This is a genomic window from Barnesiella sp. An22, from assembly GCF_002159975.1.
GTDB lineage: Bacteria > Bacteroidota > Bacteroidia > Bacteroidales > Barnesiellaceae > Barnesiella > Barnesiella merdigallinarum.
This window is the reverse complement of record NZ_NFJR01000001.1, coordinates 552833-575875: the sequence shown is the minus strand read 5'-3', so window position 1 is coordinate 575875 and position 23043 is coordinate 552833. Positions and strand designations below refer to the sequence as shown.

At 50.7% G+C, this 23043-nt stretch carries 13 protein-coding genes; 8 read left to right on the top strand and 5 right to left on the bottom strand.

All coding sequences use genetic code 11. The features are described 5' to 3' along the window. Window positions 1–31 precede the first annotated feature (31 nt). Complete coding sequence (locus tag B5F38_RS02330; RefSeq protein ID WP_087407697.1) at window positions 32–610, bottom strand: RNA polymerase sigma-70 factor; 579 nt, start codon at window positions 608–610, stop codon at window positions 32–34. 418 nt (window positions 611–1028) lie between these two features. On the opposite strand from B5F38_RS02330, the gene B5F38_RS02325 reads away from it, so the two are divergent. The 4 genes from B5F38_RS02325 to B5F38_RS02310 are packed head-to-tail and all read left to right on the top strand — an operon-like array spanning window position 1029 to window position 9096. After that, window positions 1029–4454 carry a TonB-dependent receptor gene (locus B5F38_RS02325; RefSeq protein WP_241147788.1) on the top strand — a complete coding sequence of 1142 codons (3426 nt, stop codon included), beginning with the start codon at window positions 1029–1031 and terminating at the stop codon, window positions 4452–4454. Window positions 4455–4494: 40 nt separating this feature from the next. Further along, the gene (locus tag B5F38_RS02320; protein ID WP_087407695.1) at window positions 4495–6249 is read left to right on the top strand and encodes a RagB/SusD family nutrient uptake outer membrane protein; all 1755 of its coding nucleotides are present in this window, start codon (window positions 4495–4497) and stop codon (window positions 6247–6249) included. Window positions 6250–6261: 12 nt separating this feature from the next. Further along, complete coding sequence (locus tag B5F38_RS02315) at window positions 6262–7221, top strand: phosphodiester glycosidase family protein (protein ID WP_087407694.1); 960 nt, start codon at window positions 6262–6264, stop codon at window positions 7219–7221. 6 nt (window positions 7222–7227) lie between these two features. After that, window positions 7228–9096, top strand: coding sequence for a choice-of-anchor Q domain-containing protein (locus B5F38_RS02310; RefSeq protein WP_087407693.1), 1869 nt, complete (start codon window positions 7228–7230; stop codon window positions 9094–9096). 181 nt (window positions 9097–9277) lie between these two features. Here B5F38_RS02310 and B5F38_RS02305 read toward each other — a convergent pair whose 3' ends face one another. The 4 genes from B5F38_RS02305 to B5F38_RS02290 form a co-directional block, all read right to left on the bottom strand. Beyond that, window positions 9278–10552, bottom strand: coding sequence for an AbiH family protein (locus B5F38_RS02305; protein ID WP_087407692.1), 1275 nt, complete (start codon window positions 10550–10552; stop codon window positions 9278–9280). Window positions 10553–10594: 42 nt separating this feature from the next. Then, window positions 10595–11263 (bottom strand): hypothetical protein, encoded by a 669-nt coding sequence (locus B5F38_RS02300; protein ID WP_087407772.1) that lies wholly within the window; start codon window positions 11261–11263, stop codon window positions 10595–10597. 186 nt (window positions 11264–11449) lie between these two features. Continuing rightward, window positions 11450–12328: a carbohydrate kinase gene (locus B5F38_RS02295; RefSeq protein ID WP_087407691.1), complete on the bottom strand. Its 879-nt coding sequence runs from the start codon at window positions 12326–12328 to the stop codon at window positions 11450–11452. Between the two features lie 30 nt (window positions 12329–12358). Beyond that, complete coding sequence (locus B5F38_RS02290) at window positions 12359–13537, bottom strand: MFS transporter (RefSeq protein ID WP_241147791.1); 1179 nt, start codon at window positions 13535–13537, stop codon at window positions 12359–12361. Window positions 13538–13806: 269 nt separating this feature from the next. On the opposite strand from B5F38_RS02290, the gene B5F38_RS02285 reads away from it, so the two are divergent. The 4 genes from B5F38_RS02285 (at window position 13807) to B5F38_RS02270 (ending at window position 22994) form a co-directional block, all read left to right on the top strand. Continuing rightward, on the top strand, window positions 13807–16548 hold the full coding sequence (locus tag B5F38_RS02285; RefSeq protein WP_087407690.1) for a substrate-binding domain-containing protein: 2742 nt from the start codon (window positions 13807–13809) through the stop codon (window positions 16546–16548). A 224-nt stretch (window positions 16549–16772) separates the two neighbouring features. Further along, window positions 16773–19811, top strand: a complete 3039-nt coding sequence (locus B5F38_RS02280; RefSeq protein ID WP_241147787.1) for a TonB-dependent receptor — start codon at window positions 16773–16775, stop codon at window positions 19809–19811. A gap of 81 nt (window positions 19812–19892) precedes the next feature. Continuing rightward, window positions 19893–21506: a RagB/SusD family nutrient uptake outer membrane protein gene (locus B5F38_RS02275; protein WP_241147786.1), complete on the top strand. Its 1614-nt coding sequence runs from the start codon at window positions 19893–19895 to the stop codon at window positions 21504–21506. A gap of 21 nt (window positions 21507–21527) precedes the next feature. Next, on the top strand, window positions 21528–22994 hold the full coding sequence (locus tag B5F38_RS02270; protein WP_087407687.1) for a DUF4960 domain-containing protein: 1467 nt from the start codon (window positions 21528–21530) through the stop codon (window positions 22992–22994). Window positions 22995–23043: the final 49 nt, after the last annotated feature.

The window sequence follows — 23043 nt, the reverse complement described above, 5'->3', positions numbered from 1 at the left end:
ATGACGATTGAGTAGGGTTCATCCACAATTATCAAATGAGAATAAATAATAAGAAAGGAAAAAAATCATTTAACAACACTTTGAGGTGTTTTATGGATTTGGCGATTCGGACTTCGACGGTCCGTACCGAAACCTGTAACTCCTCGGCTATCTGTTGATATTTCATTTCGTGTATTCTACTCATCTTGAATGTGGTTTTTTCTTCTTCGGGCAGCATCTCTATCGCCTCTTGCAGTTTGGCATTAAGTTCGGAAAACAGGATGTATTCTTCGGTATCGTTGATTTCCAGGGTATTTTGTCTGGTGACAAAATCGGTATGCTCGTTTACTATCTTGTAGTGCTTTATTTCGTCGAAGCAACTGTTCCGGACCGCTCGCAGGAGGTAGGATTTGAGCGATTTGATTTGGATACTCTCCCGGTTGTCCCAGATGTAAAGGAATATATTCTGAACGATGTCTTCGCAGACTTCCTGGTTTTGTATGATTGTTCCACCGTATAGAACAAGGTCGTTGTAATACTTTGAAAATAAATAAGAGTATGCGTCGTGTTCCCCTTTTTTGAGCGCGACGATCAACTCGAATTCGTTATCGTATTGTATTATCCTCTTCATATATCGTTTGTGGATACCGCCTTTTTTTGATTGTTGCAAATATAAAGCGGAGAGATTTATTTATCAATATTTATATTTTAATTGTTTGATAAAAATTATATTCTTTTGAATAATAGCTGTTTAAATGTGGTTCCGAAAAAAACGCATTGGCTCGGAACAAAAAACGATGTTATTTTTGAAGCCTCGTTGTTGTGGTTGCCGGGCCGTTAATCGTCCTATTTATACATTGCAATGGAAAAACCTTTTATGTCTAATAAAAATATAGTTATGTGTATGAAGAAAATAGTTTGAATTTTGAATCTAATACTTGGAACCAAGTCTGTTTGAGTTTTTGAGGAAAGAGTAAAATGTTTTTAGTGTAAATAGTGTTTAACTCTATGTCTTAATCTATATGAATAAAAAATATTTAATATCATGTTTGCTTAGTGCTTTTTTGACGATACCCCTATTCGGCCAGAATGCAAAGCTGACTCTGAATCTGAAGAATGTGAAGGTAGAGAATGTTTTGCAGCGGATGGAGAGCCAAACCGATTATCGATTTTCCTACAATGAAAATCTGGTCGATATCAATAGAAAGGTATCCATATCGGTCAACAATGAGAACATAAACGAGGTACTGAAAAAGATATTTGAAGGTACGAATGTTCAATACTCGATTACGGGAAACCAGATTGTTTTGAAGGTTGTTCCCAAAACGGAAAATAAAAAGGTAGAGGTAAAAGGTCGGGTGCTGGACGAGAATGGCGAGTCTATGCCAGGTGCGACTGTCGCTGTCGAGGGCTCTTCGATAGGGACCTCGACCGATGTCGATGGTAATTTTTCGATTTCGGTGCCGGCAGGTTCTTCTTTGAAGGTTGCTTCGATAGGTTTCAAGACACAATATTTTGCGATAAACAAGCCGACCAACCTGAAGGTCGTGATGCAGGAAGACCGGCAGTTGCTCGATGAGGTGGTGGTCGTGGGCTATGGCACCCAGAAGAAGGTGAACTTGACCGGCGCCGTCTCTACCGCATCGAAGGACCTGCTGGAGAACAGACCTATCGGTAATATCGCCCAGGGATTGCAGGGCCTTGTCCCCAACCTGAACATTACGTTTAACAGCGGTCAGCCGAATGAGGAGGCGAAGATTAACATCCGCGGTAATACGTCGTTGAACGGAGGTGAAGCCTTGATACTGGTCGATGGGGTCGAAATCTCCGACCTGTCGTTGATCAATCCTCAAGATGTGGAAAGCATTTCGATATTGAAGGATGCTTCGTCGGCGGCAATATATGGAGCTCGAGCCGCTTTTGGTGTGATGTTGATAACGACCAAGAAGGGGAGTGCCAAGCAGAAAGCCAGAATATCGTATTCGAACAACTTCTCCTGGAGCACGCCGGCTCGGCTGCCCGAGATGCCTCGAGCCGATGTCTGGGCCGAAATGTGGAACAAGGCCTACGACTATGACAACCCCGGTACGTACTATTTCAACGAGAAGTTTATGGATGCCCTTAGAGCCCATATAGCCGACCCGGCCAACAATCCGCCGATATTGGTCGATACCGAGGGTATTCAGAATGCCATCTACACCCCCGACAATCCCGGTTGGGCCTATGTAGGGAATACCGATTGGCTCGATGCCTTCTATAAAAAGGCGGCTTTTATGCAACAGCACAATGTAAGCATCTCGGGCGGGACCGAGAGAAATAGGTATTATGCCTCGGTCGGCTACAAGGACCAGTCGGGTATATTCCGTTTCGGCAACGACAAGTACAAGCGGTTCAATCTGTCGTTCAATTTCGATACCAAGGTCTTCAAGTGGTTAGACCTGGGAGTCTCTACCCGCATGAACTATATCGAAAGCGACGAGCCCTACATGGACAATCAGGGGTCGGACCAGGTGACCTGGTTTTACGAGGTGTACCGCATGTTCCCCACGTTGTCGATCTATCTGCCGAACGGCGATTTTGCCGGTTTGTATCTGAATAGCGGTAACTACAACGTGGCCGGGCGCATGGCTTTGGCCGGCAGGAATGTCGAGGATACCTGGGACCAGTGGTATACGGGGCGCTTCGACATACACCCGTTGAAGGGACTCTCTATCAAGGGAGACTATTCGTGGAACCGATATTCGATTGGAAATAAGATACATCGCAAAGAGATGACGCAGACTTTCCCCGAAGGCCGGACTCCCTATTTGGTAGAGACCCCCAACTATGTGACAAACAGCAATTCGAACAATATATACAGTGCGTTCAACGTGTGGGCCGAGTACAAGAAGGTCTTTGACGATGCACACGATTTTAACATTATGGTGGGTTATAACCAGGAGGAGAAGACCTATTCGTCCACGTCGTATACAATGACCAACCTCTATCTGAACGATCTGCCGGTGTCCGATCTGGCCATCAACTACAAGACCAATAGCGAGGTAATCGATATATGGAGAATACAAGGTATGTTTTTCAGACTGAACTACAATTACAAGTCGAGATACTTGCTGGAGTTGAACGGCCGTTACGACGGTTCGTCGAAGTATGCCAAGGATGACCGATGGGCCTTCTTCCCCTCGGCATCGGTGGGATGGAGACTTTCGGAGGAACCCTTCTTCAAGCCGTTGACGAAGGTCGTAGATAACTTGAAATTCAGATTTTCAATCGGTTCGCTGGGCAACCAGGTGACCGACAGCAACCACTCCTACATGTCTATACTGACGGGGGTGTCGATGGACAATTACATGATGAACGGTTCGATAATCAATGCCTTGAATATTCCCTCGCTGCCGAGCCTCGTCTCCTGGGAAAAGGTGGAGTCGAAGAACCTGGGTTTGGATTTCACGCTGTTTAAGAATCGGTTGTCGGGCTCGTTCGACTATTACATACGAGATACGAAAGGTATGGTCAGGGAGATTACATTGCCGGCCGTATTGGGAACAAGCGGTGGTAAAAAGAATCTGGCCGACATGAGAACCACCGGTTGGGAACTGGAACTGACCTGGCATGATAAGACGGGTGCTGTCCTGAACAGTCCTATCAGTTATCACGTGACTTTGGGATTATCGGACTATCAGGCCGAGATAACCAAATACGACAACCCCAGCGGCTCTCTGGCCGACGGCATGTACTACAAGGGTCAGAAGTTGGGCGAAATCTGGGGGTATGTGACCGATGGGTATATTATCGACGACTTCGAGGCCGACAAGATGAACTATGTACAGAAATTTATCTCGACGAAGTGGTATCCTGGCGATATCAAGTACAAGGACCTGAACGGCGATGGTGTAATCGATAACGGCAATGTGACCTTGAGCAACCCGGGCGACAAGACAATTATCGGTAATTCCACTCCCCGTTACCGCTACAATATTCAAGGTGGTATCGAGTGGCATGGATTCAGTGTCAGAGTCTTGTTCGAAGGAATAGGAAAAAGAGACATGTGGACGGGCAGCGACCAGTTCTGGGGATTCTCCAGAGGAATATACAACTCGAACGTGACTCAGTATCACATAGACAATACCTGGACGTACGAGAATCCTACCGCCTATTATCCGCGGTTGAATGCCAATGGCAATAAACGCAGCAAGCAGGTTCAGACCAAGTATCTGCAAGATGCTTCGTACATCAGGTTGAAAGATTTGACGATTGCCTATAATTTGCCCAAGAAGTGGGTGAGCCGTATAAAAGCCGAAAATATAAATATCTATTTAAGTGGCTTGAACTTGTGGGAGAAGACACATCTGCCTCCCTTCATGACTCCCGATATTGTCGATCAGATAACAGTCGACAAGAGTCTGCAGAGTGAGAATGCTGGAAAAGAGTATGCCTTTATGAGAAGCTATTCGTTTGGCATAAATATTACGTTTTAGAGTATAGTGAGTAGAATCGATAAAGATAAGAATCATACATATGAAAAAGAATTGTTCATTATTGATTTTGATTATAGCAGCAGCGATGAATAGTTGCGACTATTTGGATACTATTCCAGGCGATGCGATTGACAATAATACCTTTTGGAGTACTGCCAATGCTGCCGCTTTGGAGCAGTATTGCAATTTATATTATCCCAAACTGATCAAAGGTCATGGCGATCCGCAGAGTTGGACAATAGGCGATATGATTAACTCGGAATACCAGTCGGACAATCTGCTGGGCTCGGCTCCGAGCATAATCACATTTGGTCAGAACACGGCGTTGACCAGCAATAGCGACTGGAGCTGGTCGGTGGTTCGTGGCTGTAACGAGTTCTTGACCAATTATGAAAAGTCGCCGGCATCGATAAGCGATAAACGAAGATATGCAGGAGAGATGCTCTTTTTCAAGGCATTCGACTATTTCAATAAAGTGAAGCTGTTTGGCGATGTGCCTTGGTACGATGGGGTGCTGACGGCCGAGTCGCCCGAGTTGTATAAAGGACGCGATTCCAGAATACTCGTGATGGATTCCATACTGAGTACCATCAACCGGGCTATCGAGTTTTTGCCGCGAAAGACGGCTGTCTATCGGGTGAGTCGCGACGCCGCGTTGTTGCTTAAGGCCCGAATCTGTCTGTACGAAGGTACCTATCGTCGATACAGAAATATCGACGACGATGTTCGATTCCTGGAAGAGGCCTATGCAGCCGCCGGTGAGTTGATGGAGTATGGCTATTCGTTGTACGATGCCGCCGGCCCCGAGAACAGCTACTTCGAGTTGTTCATACAGGACGATTACAATGCCAACAGCGAAATCATACTCTCGAGAGAGTACGACCCTTCGATAAACATGGGACACCAGGTTACCAACTCGATACCCTATGGCGAGTTGGGCATGAGCCGGGATTGCTTCGAGGAGTATCTGTGTGCCAACACCGGTCTGCCTATTTCTATCTGTGGGTGTCACAACCCCGATATGGGATATATCGCAGAGATGAAAAATCGCGACGGCCGCCTGTTGCAGACCCTCTGTATCCCCGAAGAGGGAAATCCCAATGCCCGGTATTTGTTTAAGGATGGTTTGGGCGGAGCTCCCAATATATTCTCGATATTACCCTCGTCGGAGACTCGCACGTTTTACGGGGCATCGAGCACCGGTTATGCCATGGCAAAATTCTATAAGAAGGAAGAGCATTTGATTGGAAACTTCAAGGGCGGGACCGATGCCCCGGTGATGAGGTATGCCGAGGTATTGCTTATCAGAGCCGAGGCCGGTGCCGAGTTGGGTAAGGATCCTGAACTCGACAAGACAATCAACAAGTTGAGAGCCCGGGTCGGTTTCCCGTTCCCGCTGACCGAGAATCCGGTCGAAGACCCCAATCTGGTTAAGGAGTATCCCGATATTAAAGGGCCCAACAAGAATCTGATTCGGGAGATTAGACGCGAGCGCCGCATCGAACTCTTTGCCGAAGGGTATCGTTGGGACGATGTGTGCCGCTGGAATGTGGGTACCATCGTTTACAACAAAGTGAGACGAGGTGCCAAAATGGACCCGACGCTGTACACGCAGGATGAGATAAATACCATTAGCGATTTGGTAGGTTTCGATCAGGACGGTTTTATCACACCGTATGCCAAGCGGGCTACTTACAGCATGAATTTCACGGAGAAAAACTATTTGTACAATGTTCCGCTCGATGAAATCTCGTTGAATCCAAATTTATTACCTAATAACCCGGGCTGGGAATAAAACAGAACAGATATGAATACCCATTATTTGAAGACAAGCACTATATTCTTTGTATTGAATTTTATCGGCCTGTTTGCTCTTTGCAGTTGTGCCGAGAACGAGGTAGAGAATCCTCACAAGGGAGCTAAGCTACCTGTTATGCAAAGTATCGCCGACAATGTTCCCTACATACAGTCGGTCGATAAGGAAGAGTCCTACCAGTTGGTCGATGGCATCCATATCGTAGATGTCACCTTTACATACTGCCGCAAACCGACCAGAATGCTTATAGCCGAAATCGACCTTACCAAAGATGTGACAATCAGTGTATCTACACCGGATAATTTGGATGAGGTAGGCTCGAAGTTGCAGACCGTAGCCGAGCAAGCCATGTGTGCCGAGAAGGCTGGGAAGCATGTCTATCTGGCGACAAACGGCGACTATTTTTCGGAGTCTACGACTGCGGCCGGCACCTGGATTCCGGGCGGATTGGTCTATAAGGACGGGAAGGCCCTGTGGACGACTCCGGGATATGAAGCCGACCATGCCTTCTATATCTTGAAAGACGGGACCGCTCATATTTCGACCATCGAAGAGTTTAAGGAGAACGAGGCCAACGTGATGAGTGCCCTGTCGGGTTGGCAACGGATGATGATTGATGGAGAACCGGTCAAGAAATTCAGTGTGAATGACAATGCCATGGATTTTCACCCGAGAACATTCGTGGGTGTATCGAAAGATAATCTGAAGGTTCAGCTGTTTGTGCTGGATGGCCGTCAGCCCAATTATTCCAATGGAATGAGATTGGAGGATATGATTCTCTTGTGCCAGGGTGCCGGCTGTTATCAAGCCTTGAATCTCGATGGAGGAGGCTCGACCACAATGGTCAAGAGAACCGAGATGGGAGGGCAAGTCTCGTTTGAGTTGATGAATACCCCTTCGGATAATCCGGTGAGAGAAGTATTGAATGGATTAGTTGTAATAAAAAAATAAGGGACTATGAAACTGATTTTTAGATTAAGCGCATTTATTCTTTTAGCAACCATGTTGCTGTCGTGCGATGATGATAACATTGAGCAAAAATTGGATCCGGGCATAGAGATAACCGACGAGTTGGTCGTTGGTCCTACGGCGTCGCGAAATGTAATCATGCTGAAGTCTACCTATCCGTGGTATGCCGAGTCTTCGGTGTCGTGGATAAAGATGGTTCGTTACAGAGGGCAGTATCTGAAACCCGATTCCATTGTCATGGAGGTTCAGGAAAATCCGAATATGGATTTGCGTGAAGGCTGGATCGAAGTACGGTTGATGGACCAGATGTCGACCAAGGTGCATGTTATCCAAAACGGTCGGGGCAGTTTGATAACCCTCTCGAAAGAGAAAATCATATTCAATAAAAACGGAGGTGAGGCTGTTATTGATGTGGCCACGAAAGTAGAGTGGGAGCCGGTTACCGAGGGCCTGGAGGGTGTCACTGCAACCAAACTCAGCGAGAGCCAGTTGAAGGTGGCGGTTTCGCCCAATAATACCGGTAATGAAATCACGAGAGAGTTGATTGTTCGCAGTGCCGACGGTACCACCGAGTCGCGATTGACCATCGTTCAGGCCAATGTAGAGAACATTTTGTCGATACCGTTGAATGCCGAGGATAAAGATGTGCTGCTCGAAAAGGCTGGCGAAGAGCTGGTAATTCCCGTTTCGCTCAATGTCAACTATCAATGTACGGCATCTAACGACTGGATTAGCATTCTTGAGGCTCCGACTTTTGAGGGTGATATTGTTCAGGACATCAATATCAAGGTTTCGGTATCTCAGAATGCAGGGATAGAAGAGCGATGGGGTTACGTGTGCGTCAAGAGCTCCGACGAAACGGCTACCGATACTTTGTTTATTTCGCAAAAAGCTCGTAGTCAACGTGTCTATGTGAAAGCTGGAGTCTCTGGTGGCGACGGTACCAGTTGGGAACGAGCCTTTGGAACCGTAGAAGATGGTGTAGCCGCATGTAGTAATTATGGCGACATGGATTTGTGGATTGCCGAAGGTGAATATGTGCTGAAAGACTATCTGACCTTGAAGAGAGGCATCAATGTTTATGGCGGTTTTGCCGGCAATGAAACCAAGTTGAAAGACCGCGATATGAGTAAAAAGTCGGTGTTGAAAGCAGCTCCGGCAAATACGTGGTCGTCGATTTATGCCTATGACCAAACCGACGAGTGCTATGTAGATGGCTTTGTATTTACCGGTTCGGTGAGCTCACAAGGTTTGGGTACTATCGAAGCCTATGACAACTGGGTATTCCGCAACTGCATTATCACCGGTAACAATACTACGCGAGATGCCGGTGGATACTTTAGCAAATGTAAGTTGTACAACTGCTTGATTTATGGAAACAGTACTATCAATAACTCGTCGACCGTAAACTCGCAGGGTTCGAAGATATACAACACGACCATTGTCAACAATACGAGCGGCGGTAGCAGTAGCGGTTTGAGAGCCGGAGCCGGAACCGAAGTATATAATACGGTGATATGGAACAACAAGCACACCAATGGCGAGAATAACAATGGTTATCTCGATGCTCAGGGCTCTTGCTCCTTCAAGAACTGTGCGATAGAAGGATCACTCTCCTTCAATAATGCTCCGTCGAGCACCGATGGCTCCATTATCCTCGGTTCGGAGAATATGGCAGCCGACGGCCCCAACTTTGTATCGCCCGAGAATGGCGATTATTCACTCCATGTTACCTCGCCTTTGATTGACAAGGGTGCCGAATGGACCGACTTTAATCTCTATTTCGACATCCTGGGTCACGATAGAAGTTGGAACGGTCATATAGATATAGGCGCTTATGAATACATAGGTAAATAATGATTATATCCTTCTGAGAGCGAGGGGCTGTATCGGGGCGAAAGCATCGGTACAGCCTCTTGCATGTTATGGGCATTTTAGAAATTGTCGAAAGGTAAAATCGGGATGAGAGGGTGTGTATGGGGTTGAAAGCCATACACTATCGTTTCTACTGTGGGTGAGGTGCGATGGTCGTACGGTTCTAAAGGGTTTCGCAGAGGGTTTTGTTTACCACTCTGTCTCGCATCAGTTTCATATCGGTAAAGTTCCGGCTTATATTCTGAACAATCTCCAGATAGTTGTCACTGCCATCTTCCTGCCGGTGATAAAAAGGCTTTATCGAGATACAGTTCTTGTGCTCGAACAGGGTGTTCAAGAGAGTCCTGTCGGAGTTTCCGCACGAATGCCCCATGATGTAGACCTGGTAGGGTGCCGACTCGATAAAGGCCAGCATGTTGCGATAGTTCTGGGTCTCGAGGTATCGTATCGATTTGATATTCCGCAAATGCTCGTTGTTGTTGAGTTTGACGATATTTCGGTAGTTGTCGTCGAGCTCGTCGCCATAGCCGAAGATGATGCTTTGCGGGTCGTTTAGCTGACCGTGAATGTGGTCGATGGGAAACCAATATGCGAGCTTCTTGTCTTGGGGCAGATAGAGGTCGGCCGTGCGGGTGTAGTTGAAGTTCAGCAACATCAGCCGAATGGGCGATAACAGGGTTTCGGGAATGTCCTGGCTGTCGATTGCAGATTCGATACCGAACTCCTCGATTTTGTCGCCCCACTTCCGAGAGAATCGATTCATGGCCTCGATGTTTTCTGCTCTTTTGTCCCAACCGAGCTGTTCGCCAATGGAAATATATGACCCGTCGGCCTCTCCGAAATACCGCGAACGAATGAAGTCGACCAGTTGCGAGCGGGCACCGATGGCAATCTCGTCGATGCGGATAGGGGCCAATATTTTTTCTTTCAACGCTGGCTTTACAATCGACTCGTCGATATTCGACGATTGAACGAGGGTGAGGTATTTGACCAATTTCGACTTCACGATTTCAAACTCTTTGTTGAGCTTTTCCGGGCATTCGAAGTATTCGTGATTCAAAGCCTGGTAATATTCGTTTTCAATATCGACCCAGCCTTTCGATTCGATAGATTGGCAGATACGATTCATGAACGGCGTTTGTTCTATGGAAACCGTTTCCTTCTGCTCTTTCAGTATTTCATAAATTTCTCGTCCCGACTTGTTTTCGAATGATTTATTATTGTATGGTGATAAGAATTGGTACCATCGGTCCCCATACATAGCTTCCTTTAATGTGAAAGAGCACAATGTGTCAGAATATGTATTTATGAGACAGTCCTTTAATTTAGAGATGTATTGCTCCCAATACCAGTCGATGAAATTTTCGTATCGGGTCGCAAGGCCGTGTGCCAGATCAAAGCCATTACCTACGAGGATAATTCTATGGATTGCACTCATTTCACTGGTATTTATATAGGTCGTTTTCTCTGTCTCTACCCCTTATTTGAGTAGAGCGTCATACACTTTTTCGGGGACGGATGGTAGTATCTGGCGCAGCTGGGCGAGTATCCGCTCGCGCGACTCTTGCGGCGTGCGCTCGGGGTGACACGACACTTTGCCCCAAAGCGTCTCGGGAGTGGTGAGCAGCGACCAGCCCCACCCATATTCGCGCCCGTGACGGTCGCGGGGGTAGACAAAATCTTCGGTGACGATGTAGCCCCCCATCTCGAGGCGGGTGATGTAGGCATCGAACCGGCTGCGCATTTTGGGCCCGTTGAATCCGCATGCCGCGCGTAGTTCGCGGGTGATGAGGCTGCCTTCGCGCCGCAAGGTATCGAGTATCCCCTCTTCGATGGTTCCCTCTGCCGGGTAGGGGAATCGGCTGCGCCGGTAGTTGCAGAAGTCGGGCCACCACGTCCGGCTAACGAATGCCGCCTTACGGTCGAAGAATTTGCCGTAGGCGCAACCGCTCTCCTGCAAGATAGTCCCTTTCCACTGCCAGAGGGGCCACTCCCATCCGCCATCGGGCAGGGGGGCATATTGGCACTCTTCGTCGGTCACCTCCTCGGCCGACCAACCCGCGATACCCATGGGCAGCAAGGGCAAGAAGCCCACTCGATTGATGTAGTCAATCAGTTCGGCACAACTGTGTAACCGCTCGTCCTTCATACGCAAAACCTCCAACTCCCTTATCGTTTCCCGCGCCGTGTTCGGGATTGTGCCACCGGGTGCACAGCCGCAAGCACCATAAACGCTTTGCCGATAAGTAATAACAAAGTTACGATTTTAATCGTATCGAAGGTCATGCTTTGTGAGAAAATGTGTAGTCATTAGCCGCGGGAAGGGATGAAGTAGTTACGCCGTCAGTTGGGCGGGTAGGAGAGGCATGGCGCCATTCTGGGTGCAGACGTAGGCCGAGGTTTGTACGGCGAGGTGGTGTGCCTCGGTTACACTCTTGCCTTTCAGGAGGGAGGCGATGAAGGCGGCAGTGAAGCTGTCGCCGGCCCCTACGGTATCGGCAACCTCGACCTGGGGGGTGGGTTGGAACGACACGTGGCCGGGGGTGAATACGTAACTGCCGTTGATGCCGCAAGTGAGTATGAGCATCTTCAGGTTGTACTTCCCGAGGAGTATCCAACATTTGTCTTGCAGGTCTATGCCGGGGTAGCCGAACATGCGGCTGACCAGAATGAGCTCTTCGTCGTTTATCTTCAGTATGTTGCACCGCTTCATGGAGTTGCACAGAATCTCCTTGTTGTAGAAGCCCTGGCGCAGATTGATGTCGAAGACGATGAGGGTATCGTCGGTTTGCGGCATGGCGTCGAGAAAGCGGTTGATGGTGCTGCGCGATACCACACTGCGTTGGGCCAGGGAGCCGAAGCATACGGCTTTTGTGTTTTCGGCCAAGGCTTCGAGGTGGGCGGTGTAGGGTATGTTGTCCCACGCTACGTTTTCCTTGATTTCGTATTGCGGGATGCCGGCTTGGTCGATATCGACCTGCACGGTGCCGGTGGGATAGGGTACTTGGGCAATGTGGTGGTTGAGCCCTTTGGAGGCGAAGTTTTCTATGATTTCTTTGCCTAACGAGTCGTCGCCTATGGCACTTACTACGCAGCTCGACAGTCCGAACTGGGATACGTGGTAGGCAAAATTGGCCGGGGCTCCGCCTATTTTCTTGCCTTCGGGCAGCATGTCCCACAGGGCTTCGCCCATTCCTACAACTATGTCTTTCATGGGGTTAGATGCGATTGGGGTTAACGGTGATTATATGTTTTTAATTTTCAGCGTATAGTAGAGCAGATAGACGACTCCGACCGTCATCACGGCCACGGCTCCGATTTGGCCGATGGCATCGGCTGCATAACCCATGGCCAGGGGGAAAACCGTACCGCCGAAGAGGCCCATGATCATGAGGCCCGACACTTCGTTTTTCTCTTGTGGTGCATAGACGAGTGCTTGTGAGAATACAATGGAGAATATGTTGGAGTTGCCGAACCCGATGAGGCCGATGCCGATGTATAGCGGTGTGAGGGTGTTGCAGATAAACAGGATGCACATGCCGGCCAGCATCATCAGTACGCTTATGGCAAAAAAGAGTTTCGGCGAGATGGTGCGCAGGATGAATGCGCCGAGGAAACAGCCTATCGTACGGAATATGAAGTAGATGCTGGTGGCGAATCCGGCCTCTTCGAGGGGGAGTCCCAGTCGTTCGATAATGATTTTGGGGGCTGTTGTGTTGGTTCCTACGTCTATTCCCACGTGGCACATGATGCCGATGAAGCAGAGCAGAATGAAGGGGCGGCCGAGCAGTTTCAGGCAATTCCCTATGCTGGATGCCTTGTCGGGCTTGTCTTCGTCGATAGGGGTTGCTGCCAGCAGCGAGATGGCCAGGAAACAGATGACGGCATAGATTACGAACAGAGCTCTCCAGCCCAGGCCGAAGGTGGGGAATATCGTGGTGGCTCCCCAGGCGGCCAGTATGGGGGCCAGGAACGAGGCGATGGCTTTTACAAACTGGCCGAAGGTGAGGGTAGAAGCCAGCTTGTCACTGCTTATTAGGTTGGTTACCAACGGGTTCAGCGAGGTTTGCATGATGGCGTTCCCGATACCGAGCAGTGAGAAGGAGACCAGCATGACTATGTAGCTGTCGCCGAACGGCGGGATGAGCAATGAGGCAGCTGTCACGACGAGGCTGATGAGAACTGTATTTTTCCGACCGATTTTGTTCATCAACATGCCGGTAGGAACCGAGAAGATGAGGAACCAGAAGAATACGAGCGAGGGGAAGAGGTTGGCCTGCGAGTCGGTTAAGCCGAGATCTTTTTGTACATAGTTCGATGCTGTGCCTACGAGGTCGACAAATCCCATGGCAAAGAAGCAGAGCATCACCGGGAGGATCTGCAGCAGGAACGATTTGCGATTGGTGACAAGCGATTGAGTCATAGCCATAATTATTATAGTTTTATTTTTTATGATTAACTCCTTTTGTGGGGCCTATTTTCAATTTTTTTATTTTCTATCGAGATTTATGATAAATCGAGTTATACTTGCTGTTGTTTTGTAATGCAAAGTTAAAGACTAACCTTTGAGGAGGCTATAAAAAATCGTGCACAGTTTATCAAATTTGTTGTTATGCCCGATTTTTAATACCTTATACACGCTTTTTTTTATGAGAATATAGTTTAATTTGCGGATACAAAGCACACATAACGATGTACAGAATCTTATCATACGGTTTTTGGCTGGCAGTATTGATGGCCTTGTTCGGTTGTAACCAGAGCAAAGTATACAGGATAGGTGTTTCGCAGTGCAGCCAGGACGACTGGCGCATGAAGATGAACGACGAGATAAACCGCGAGATTATGTTTCACAAGGAAGCTGTCGTGGAGATTCGGTCGGCCGATGACAGTAGTGAAAAACAGATAAGCGATATAAACTATTTTGTCAAGAACGGGTTCGACATCATCATCGTCTCGCCCAACGAAGCCGAGACTCTTACGCCTATTATAGAAGATGTATACAAGCGGGGGATTCCTGTGGTTATTTTTGACCGGAATATAAACAGCGACTCTTATACGGCCCGCATCGGTGTAGACGACAAGGGGCTTGGGCAGTCGGCGGCCCACTATGCGCAGCACTTGCTCGGGAACCGGGCAAAAGCCATCGAGATATTCGGCTTGAGGGGGTCTACTCCGGCCGAAGACCGGCACGAAGGCTTTGTCAAGGAGTTTGTGGCGTCGGGTGGAACCTTGTTGGCCAGCGTCTCCGGCAACTGGAACAAGGAAGATGCGATACCCGTTGCCGACTCTTTATTGAGGATTTATCCCGATGTAGACCTCATCTATGCCCATAACGACCGTATGGCCATCGGAGCGTCGGAGGTGGCGAGTCGTCTCGGTCTACGCGACCATATCAAGATAATCGGCATCGATGCCGCTCCCAATATAGGCATACAGGCCGTTGCCGATAGTATTATCGACGCAACCTTTTTGTATCCTACCGAGGGGCACCGACTCATTCAAACGGCTCTTGCCATCTTGAAGGACGAACCTTACAAAAAGGAGACTATTTTGCCTGTTTCGTCGGCCGTAGATTTGAGCAATGCCGATATTCTGCTGTTGCAGAACGAGACGTTGAAGGAGGAGACTCATAAGATAGAGTTGTTGAAAGTCCAAATCGATGATTATTGGGCTCAGCACTCCTCGCAGACCTCGCTCTTCTATGCCAGTGTAGCCATTATCGTTCTGTTGTGTGGTGTCGGGTTCCTTCTGCTGCGGGCCTACTGGCAGCGCAGTCGGCACCAGAAAGAGCTCTTGTCGCAGAATAAACTTCTTGAGGAGGAGCGTGATAAGCAAAAGTTGCTGAATGAGCAGCTCGAAAAAGCCACTCAGGCCAAACTGGTGTTCTTCACCAGTGTGTCGCACGATTTGCGTACGCCGCTGACGCTTATTTCGGAACCGGTTGCCCAACTGGCCGCTGCCGAGAACCTCACGCCGCAGCAACATACGCTCATGAAAATAGCCGATAAGAACGTCAGGATACTCCAGCGGCTGATCAACCAGATACTCGACTTCCGTAAATATGAGAACGGGAAACTGGATATTCACTTGTCCGAGGTCGATTTCAATCAATGTATCCGGGACTGGCTGGAGTCGTTCTATGCCATAGCCCGCAAGCGCGATATAAAGTTGTCGTTGGTCGGCCCGTCGGCCGACGAGCGGCTGGCACTGGCTATCGACTTGGAAAAGATAGAGCGGGTGTTTTTCAATCTCCTCTCCAATGCGTTCAAATACACGCCCGACAATGGTTCGATTACTGTCTCGTACGAATGCGATGGTACGGACCTCACGTTCAAGGTCTCCGATACCGGCGAAGGGATAAGCGAGCGAGACCTCGGCAACATATTCGATCGGTTCTATCAGGTCGATCGTGTCCATCCCAAGGGTTCCGGTATAGGATTGTCGCTCGCCAAGGCATTTGTAGAGTTGCATGGGGGGAGCATCACCGTAGACAGTACGTTGAACAAAGGCTCGGTTTTCACGGTGACCTTGCCGGTAAGGCATGTGGCCGAAACTACAATCGATGTCGGTAAGGAAATCGATGAGCAAGATGTCGAGGCCGAATTTGAAGTAATCGATACGCACATTACTTTCGATGAGGACAAGCCCATTATCCTCATTGTCGACGATAACCGGGATATTCAGCTCCTTATCGGTGAGTTGATGGGGGCCGACTACAACATAATTACAGCCTCGAACGGTAAAGAGGGGGTGCGGTTGGCTGTCAAGTATGTGCCCGATCTCGTTATCTGCGATGTGATGATGCCCGTAATGGACGGATTGGAATGTTGCCGGCGCATCAAAAACGAGATTTCGACATCGCATATACCGGTCTTGATGCTGACTGCCTGCTCCATGGACGAGCAGCGGGCTCAGGGATATGACAGCGGAGCCGACGGCTATCTTTCAAAGCCGTTCAACAGTACCGTATTGAAAGCCCGATGTGCCAGTCTCATAGCCAATCGTAAGCGGATAAAGGAGCTGTGGCTCTCGTCGTCTGTCCTGAAAGGCAATCGAAAGGAGGAGGGGAAACCCTTGCCGGCCAAAAGCACACCTGCGGGCGATATCGACAATGAATTTTACAACCGTTTCCTGGATATATTCCAGGAAGAGATGGGCAATGCCAGCTTGAATGTCGATACGATAGCTTCCAGGATGGGGCTTGAACGCTCTCAGTTCTATCGCAAAATCAAGTCGCTCACCAACTACGCTCCGGTTGAGCTGATACGTCGGTTGCGTTTGCAACGGGGCCGCGAGCTCTTGACCACGACCGACAAAACGGTAAGCGAGATTGCCTACGAAATAGGTTTTTCTACCCCGGCCTATTTTACAAAATGCTATCGCGATACCTATGGCGAGACCCCTACCGAGGTTCGAAACAAGCTGACGAAATAATCGAGCACAACAATAGGCATTGCGACTAATCCTGTTGTGGCGCACCTCTATACAACCGTAGAGGTGCGTTTTTTTGTCGTTTGGTCGACTATTAAAATTGGGGCATTTTCTATCAAAAAACGTGCATCGCTTAAATTTTGATAACTTGTACAACATTTTTTATAACGGCAGGGGGCTTTTGTAACCTATTTTTGCGGTAGAAATTCTTATAAAAATAAATAAATATGAAAAGAACAATTCTCAGTGCAACATTGCTGTTTATTATGGCAATCATGGCGCAGGCACAGAATATCACTGTGCATGGGAAGGTCCTTTCAAAGTCCGGCGGAGAGCCTCTCATTGGAGCCTCCGTGCTTTGTGAGTCGACCCAAACCGGAGCCTCTACCGACATTGACGGGAACTTTACCATCTCCGTCCCTGAAGGTGCAACCTTGAAGTTTTCGTACATTGGATTCAATCCGACCGAGGCCAAAGCCACGCCGGAGATGACCATCCATCTGGGCGAAAATTCCGAAGTGCTCGACGACGTGGTGGTCGTGGGCTATCAAATCGTTCGTAAAGCCGACCTTACCGGGGCGGTCTCGGTCATGGACATGAAGGAGCCGTTGAGCGAGAACTCCGGTAACATCATGAGCTCCATGGCCGGCCGGTTGCCGGGTGTGAACGTAGTGCCCGATGCCGCTCCCGGCGGTACCGGTACGATTCGTGTCCGGGGTATGTCTACGGCCAACTCGAGCAACGACCCCCTCTACATCATCGACGGTGTGCCTACCGACAACATCAACTGCATCAACCCGAGCGACATCGAGTCCATGCAGGTGCTGAAGGATGCTGCATCGGCCTCGATCTACGGTTCGCGTGCCGCCAACGGCGTGGTAGTCATCACCACCAAGCAGGGCAAGGGCGACCGCATGACGGTCAACGTAAACTACTCGACCAACATCCAGACGATTGCCAACCGCTACGAAATGCTCGATGCCAACCAATGGGGCATAGCCTACTGGGCTGCTTCGAAAAACTCGAACATCGCCCCCTCGCATGTGCTCTATGGCAACGGCGAGACTCCGGTGCTGCAACCCTACGTGGCCGGCAATACCAACTATCCTACCACCAATACCGACTGGCAGGACCAGGTATACCGCACGGCCTGGACCAACAACCTCACCGCCTCTATCTCGAACAATACCGACAAGAGTTCGGTGATGCTTTCGCTCAACTACATCAACCAGGACGGTAACATCCGGGAGACCTTCTACGAGCGCTACTCGGCCCGTATCAACTCGCGATACGACTTCAACAAGTATATCTCGGTGGGCGAGAACCTCATGCTGGCCCACTGGAAAAACCGGGGTGTCGATGTTGCCGGCGACCGGGGTGTGCCGTTCACGGCCATGAGCCAGCACCCGGCACTGCCCGTGCGCGGTCTTGACGGTTCGTGGGCCCGTCCTCTGGAGCTGATTGCTTCGGACCTGACCAACCCCGTGCAGCTCATCGAGAATGCCAAGGACAACGACTACTCGTCGTGGCGTATCCTGGGTAATGCCTACCTCGAGTTGAAACCCATCGAGGGCCTCTCGCTCAAGACCAATATCGGTATCGAGCACAGCCAATACTTCAACCACACGCTCGGCCGTACGGTGAACCCCGGCGATGTAAACAGCGTGTCGAGTGTATACGGTCAGGGCGATACCTGGACCTGGACCAATACCGCCAACTACAACAAGACCTTTGCCGACAAGCACCACCTGACCGTGCTGCTCGGAACCGAGGCCATCAGCTATACGTTCCGCGACCTGTCGGCTTCGCGCGAAGGGTATGCCTTTGAAGACCCCGACTACATGCAGATAGGCGCCGGTACGGGTACCCGCAGCAACGGCGGCGGCAAGACGCAATGGTCGGTATTTTCGCTCTTCGGTAAAGTCGACTACAACTATGCCGACCGCTATCTGGCATCGTTCACCATCCGTCGTGACGAAAACTCGCGCTTTGCCAAAGGCTATCGCGCCGGCATCTTCCCGGCTTTCTCACTGGCCTGGCGACCCACGCAGGAGGAGTTCTTCTCCCAGAACAACGTGCTCAGCGACCTGAAGGTCCGCTACTCCTGGGGACAGAACGGTAACGCCAATATCCCCTCGCTCTACCCGGCTTACTCGACCTACATCTTCAATACGGGCAACGGTGCCTACGACATCAGCGGAACCAATTCGTCTACCACGTCGGGCATCACCCTCTCGAGCACCGGTAATCCCGAGCTGAAGTGGGAGACTACCTATCAGCACAACATCGGTGCCGACTTCCAGTTCTTCAGCGGAGCCCTGGGTCTGAGTGCCGACTACTACATCAAGAAGACCAAAGACATGCTGACGATACCGCCCGCCCTCGACGTGGCCGGCGAGAATGCGGCCATGTGGCTGAACACCGGTTCGATGGAGAACAAAGGTTGGGAAATCGCCCTCAGCTACAACAGTCCCTCGTATGGCGACTTCTCGTGGAACGGTTCAATCAACGTAGCCCAATACAAGAACAAACTGCTCGAGCTCAACTCGCGGCAAAACTTCATCGGCGGTGACCAACGGCTCATCCCGGGTCAGCCCATGGGTGTCTACTACGGCTATGTGTGCGACGGTATCTTCCAGAACGAGGTCGAGGTGGCCAACCACGCTACCCAGACCGGTGCCGCTCCCGGCCGACTCATCTATCGTGACCTCGACGGCAACGGGGTAATCGACGACAACGACCGTTGCATCATCGGCGACCCGAACCCCGACTTGTCGATGGGCTTGAACCTGACCTTCCGCTACAAGGACTTCTCGCTCGACATGTTCTTTGCCGGCGATTTCGGATTCGACATCCAGAACCACATGAAGCGTCAGTTGCTCTCGATGAACTACGGCAACCTCTCGACCAACCGCGGGGTAGAGATCTTGAATGCCTGGACCCCGACCAATACCGATACCGATATTCCGGCCCTGTCGCTGACCGACGACAACAACGAGAGCCGCTTCTCGTCGTACTACGTGGAGAACGGTTCCTACATGAAGATGAAATACCTGAAACTCTCTTACGCACTGCCCAAGAATCTCATCAAGAAGATAGGTGCTTCGAACCTCGAGGTATACGGGCAGGTAGAGAATGTCTTTACCCTCACCTCCTATACGGGTCTCGACCCCGAAATCCTTCCCGGTGAGTATGGTGCACGCATCGACAATGGTGCATATCCCCGTCCCCGCACCTTTACGGTGGGCGTGAATTTCCAGTTCTAACATTCAAAACGACGAACCATGAACATGATACAAAACATAGCAAAAAAAGCAATATGGGTTGCAGCTATCCTTTCAATGGGCATGACCATGAATTCATGCGAGGATATGCTCGACACCAAACCGCAAGGTACGTTTACCGACGAACAGATTGGCGACGAGGAGGCTCTCGACCTGATGACCTCGGCCTATGCGTCGCTGCTCAACCACTATTTCGGCAATAACGAGTCGTTTGCCGGCCCTATCAACAACTGGGTATTCGACGTGCGGTCCGACGACGCCCTCAAGGGGGGCGACGGTGTGACCATGGAGGGTTACATCCACCAGCTCGAGATTGGCAATGTGCAGAGCGACAACGATGTGGTTACCTTCAAATGGCGCAACAACTACTATTCGATCAGCCGGTGCAACACCGCCATCCGCGGCATCCAGGCTTCTACCTCGATTTCCGACCAGGAGAAAAACTCGTATGTGGCCGAGATGAAGACGTTGCGGGCATACTTCTACTTCGATATGCTGCGCATCTTTGAAAAGTTCCCTTACTTCGACGAAACCGTCGTGAACCCCAGCGAATGCCGGGCCGACCAGTATTCGCGCGAGCAGATTGCCGAGTTTATCAAACAGGATTTGCGCGACAGCTACGAGATACTGCCCCCAACGCAGGCCGAGGTGGGCCGCTTCAACCGCTATGTGGCTGCTGCCCTGCTGGCTCGTGTCGACCTCTTCACCTCCGATTGGGCCGAAGCCGAGACCTATGCCGGCTACGTAATCGACAGCCATCAGTACGAGCTCTATCCCAACTTCCTCGACATGTCGAAACCCGAGTACAACAACCAGTACGAGTCGATACTGGCCATCCAGTTCTCGTCGGCCAACTCGCCCGACCAGTATAACTACAACAACTGTCTGAACTGTACCTGGTCCGAAGGCAACCTCTATGGCAACGGCGACGACTTCTATCTGGCTTCGCAAGATCTGGTCAACGCCTTCCGTACCGACGAAAACGGTCTGCCTTATCTCGATGGTGCTCCCGACGACCAGAATGTAGACCGTGCCGATTTCGAAGGCAACATCGACCCCCGTCTCGACTTTACGGTAGGCCGTATCGGGATGCCGTGGCGTTCGCACCAGTATAACGAGAAGTGGTGCCGCAACCTCGAGCTCTACGGGCAGTATTCGGGCAAAAAGCCCTATCCGGCACCCGAGTCGCCCTATGTCAAACCCGGTATCGTGCCCTGGGGGGCCTCGTCGCTCAACGGTCTGCTCATCCGCTACGCCGACGTGCTGCTGATGAAGGCCGAGGCCCTGATCGAGCAGAACAAGGATCTCGAGGAGGCTCGCACCCTCATCAACGACGTGCGCCGCAAGGCCGCCCGCTCAGTCGACGCTTCGTACGAACCCATCGACTGCAACCCCATGGTGGCCAGTTACAAGGTGAGCGAATATCCGGCTACGGGCTGGAATCAGGACTATGCCCGCAAGGCTGTGCGCATGGAGCGCCGCCTCGAGTTGGCCATGGAGGGTCTGCGCTGGTTCGACCTCGTGCGCTGGGGTACGGTAGTCGAAACGGTAAACAACTACTACGAAACCGAAGGGAAAATCCGGACCTACTACCAGGGAGCCAACCTCTCGAGCGACGAAATCTATTTCCCGATTCCTGTCAACCAGGTAGACAATGCAGGAGACTTGTATAAATAACACATTAAATCAGAAAGTACGATGAAAAAAATATCTTATGGCATTTTCATACTGCTTGCCACGCTGTGCGGTATGTTTGGTGCATGCTCGGAATTTGAACCGACCGGTTATACCGAAATTCCGGATTTGCAAAAGGTGAGTAACCTGAGAGCCGACATCGACGGCTATGTGGTCAATCTTTCGTGGAGTCTGCCCGCAGCCGATGGGGTAGAGGGGGTATTGCTGATTACCAACGGCAACTCGTCGAACCCCACACGCCTCGAGGGGAGCGTAACCTCCTATTCGGTGGAGGGGCAGCCTATGGAAGAGGAGTATCTCTACACGGTGAAAGTCCTCTATAACGGAGGCTATGTATCCGAGGGTGTCTCGGTGACGGCTACGATTCCCTATATCGAGCTGGCCAATGTGACCGACCTCGAGGCTTCGGTGAGCGGCCGTACCGTTACACTCAACTGGACCCTGCCCGACGAAGAGGGCATTACGGCCGTCAAGGTCTTCAGAGCCGACGAGGCCGATGCCGCCGTCGTGCTGGAGGCGTCGGCTACCTCGTGCGAAATGAAGGGCCAGCCGATGGACCAGGAGTTGACCTACACCGTGGCCCTGGTATATGACGAGTATTATACGTCGAAGGGTACTTCGGTACAGGTGACGGTTCCCTATATCACCCCCAAGATGGGTTACCTGATGACTGCCGCCACCATCCAGCAGCTCCCCGATGACGACGAGCGGGCTGCGGCCGCCTGGTTCATGGAGCAGGAGAATGCCGAGCTCATCCAACCCTCGCAGCTTGCCGACCTGGATGCCGACATCTATCCCGTGCTCTGGATCGAGATAGACCGCGTGGGGTTGCCTCTCGGGTGGGAGAACCTGCCGGCCGAGATAACCTCCGACGAGACCATCGCCGCTCTGCGCCAATACTCGGCCAACGGCGGCAGCCTCTACCTCTCGAACATGGCTACGCAGCTCACCGTACCCCTCGGCTTCGTGCCGTCGACCATGCCTCCCACGACCTACGGTAACGGCGAAGGCGGGACAGGTACCGACGTATGGACCATCAATCCCTACCTGGGCTGGGACTTCCGCAACGGCAGCGACCAGGGATTCTACGACCGCACCTCGCACCCCGTATACGAGGGCCTCACGATGGAAGACCCCAACAACTACGGCTACAACAGCCTGCCGCTCATCGGTCCCGGTCAACGCGAAGACCACAACTGCTTGTGGGATTGCAACATCTACGGGAAAGGCAACTATCCCGACGTGATTCGCAACTTCGAGGTGACTACCAACGCCCTCGTGCTGGCCACCTGGGGCCATGTGCGCGACCACTGCGTGGCCGGTCTGGTCGAGTTCTATGCCAATGCCGAGCACGGACGTTGCATCGCCAACGGCTTTGCCGCCTATGAGTGGAACCAGAACTCGGGTACCAATCCCTATCAGCACAACATCGAGCAGTTGACTATGAACATTCTCGATTATCTGAAATAAAACTTATTGAAACACAGATGGCGTAACCCTCTCTGTCGAGGTGCGTCAT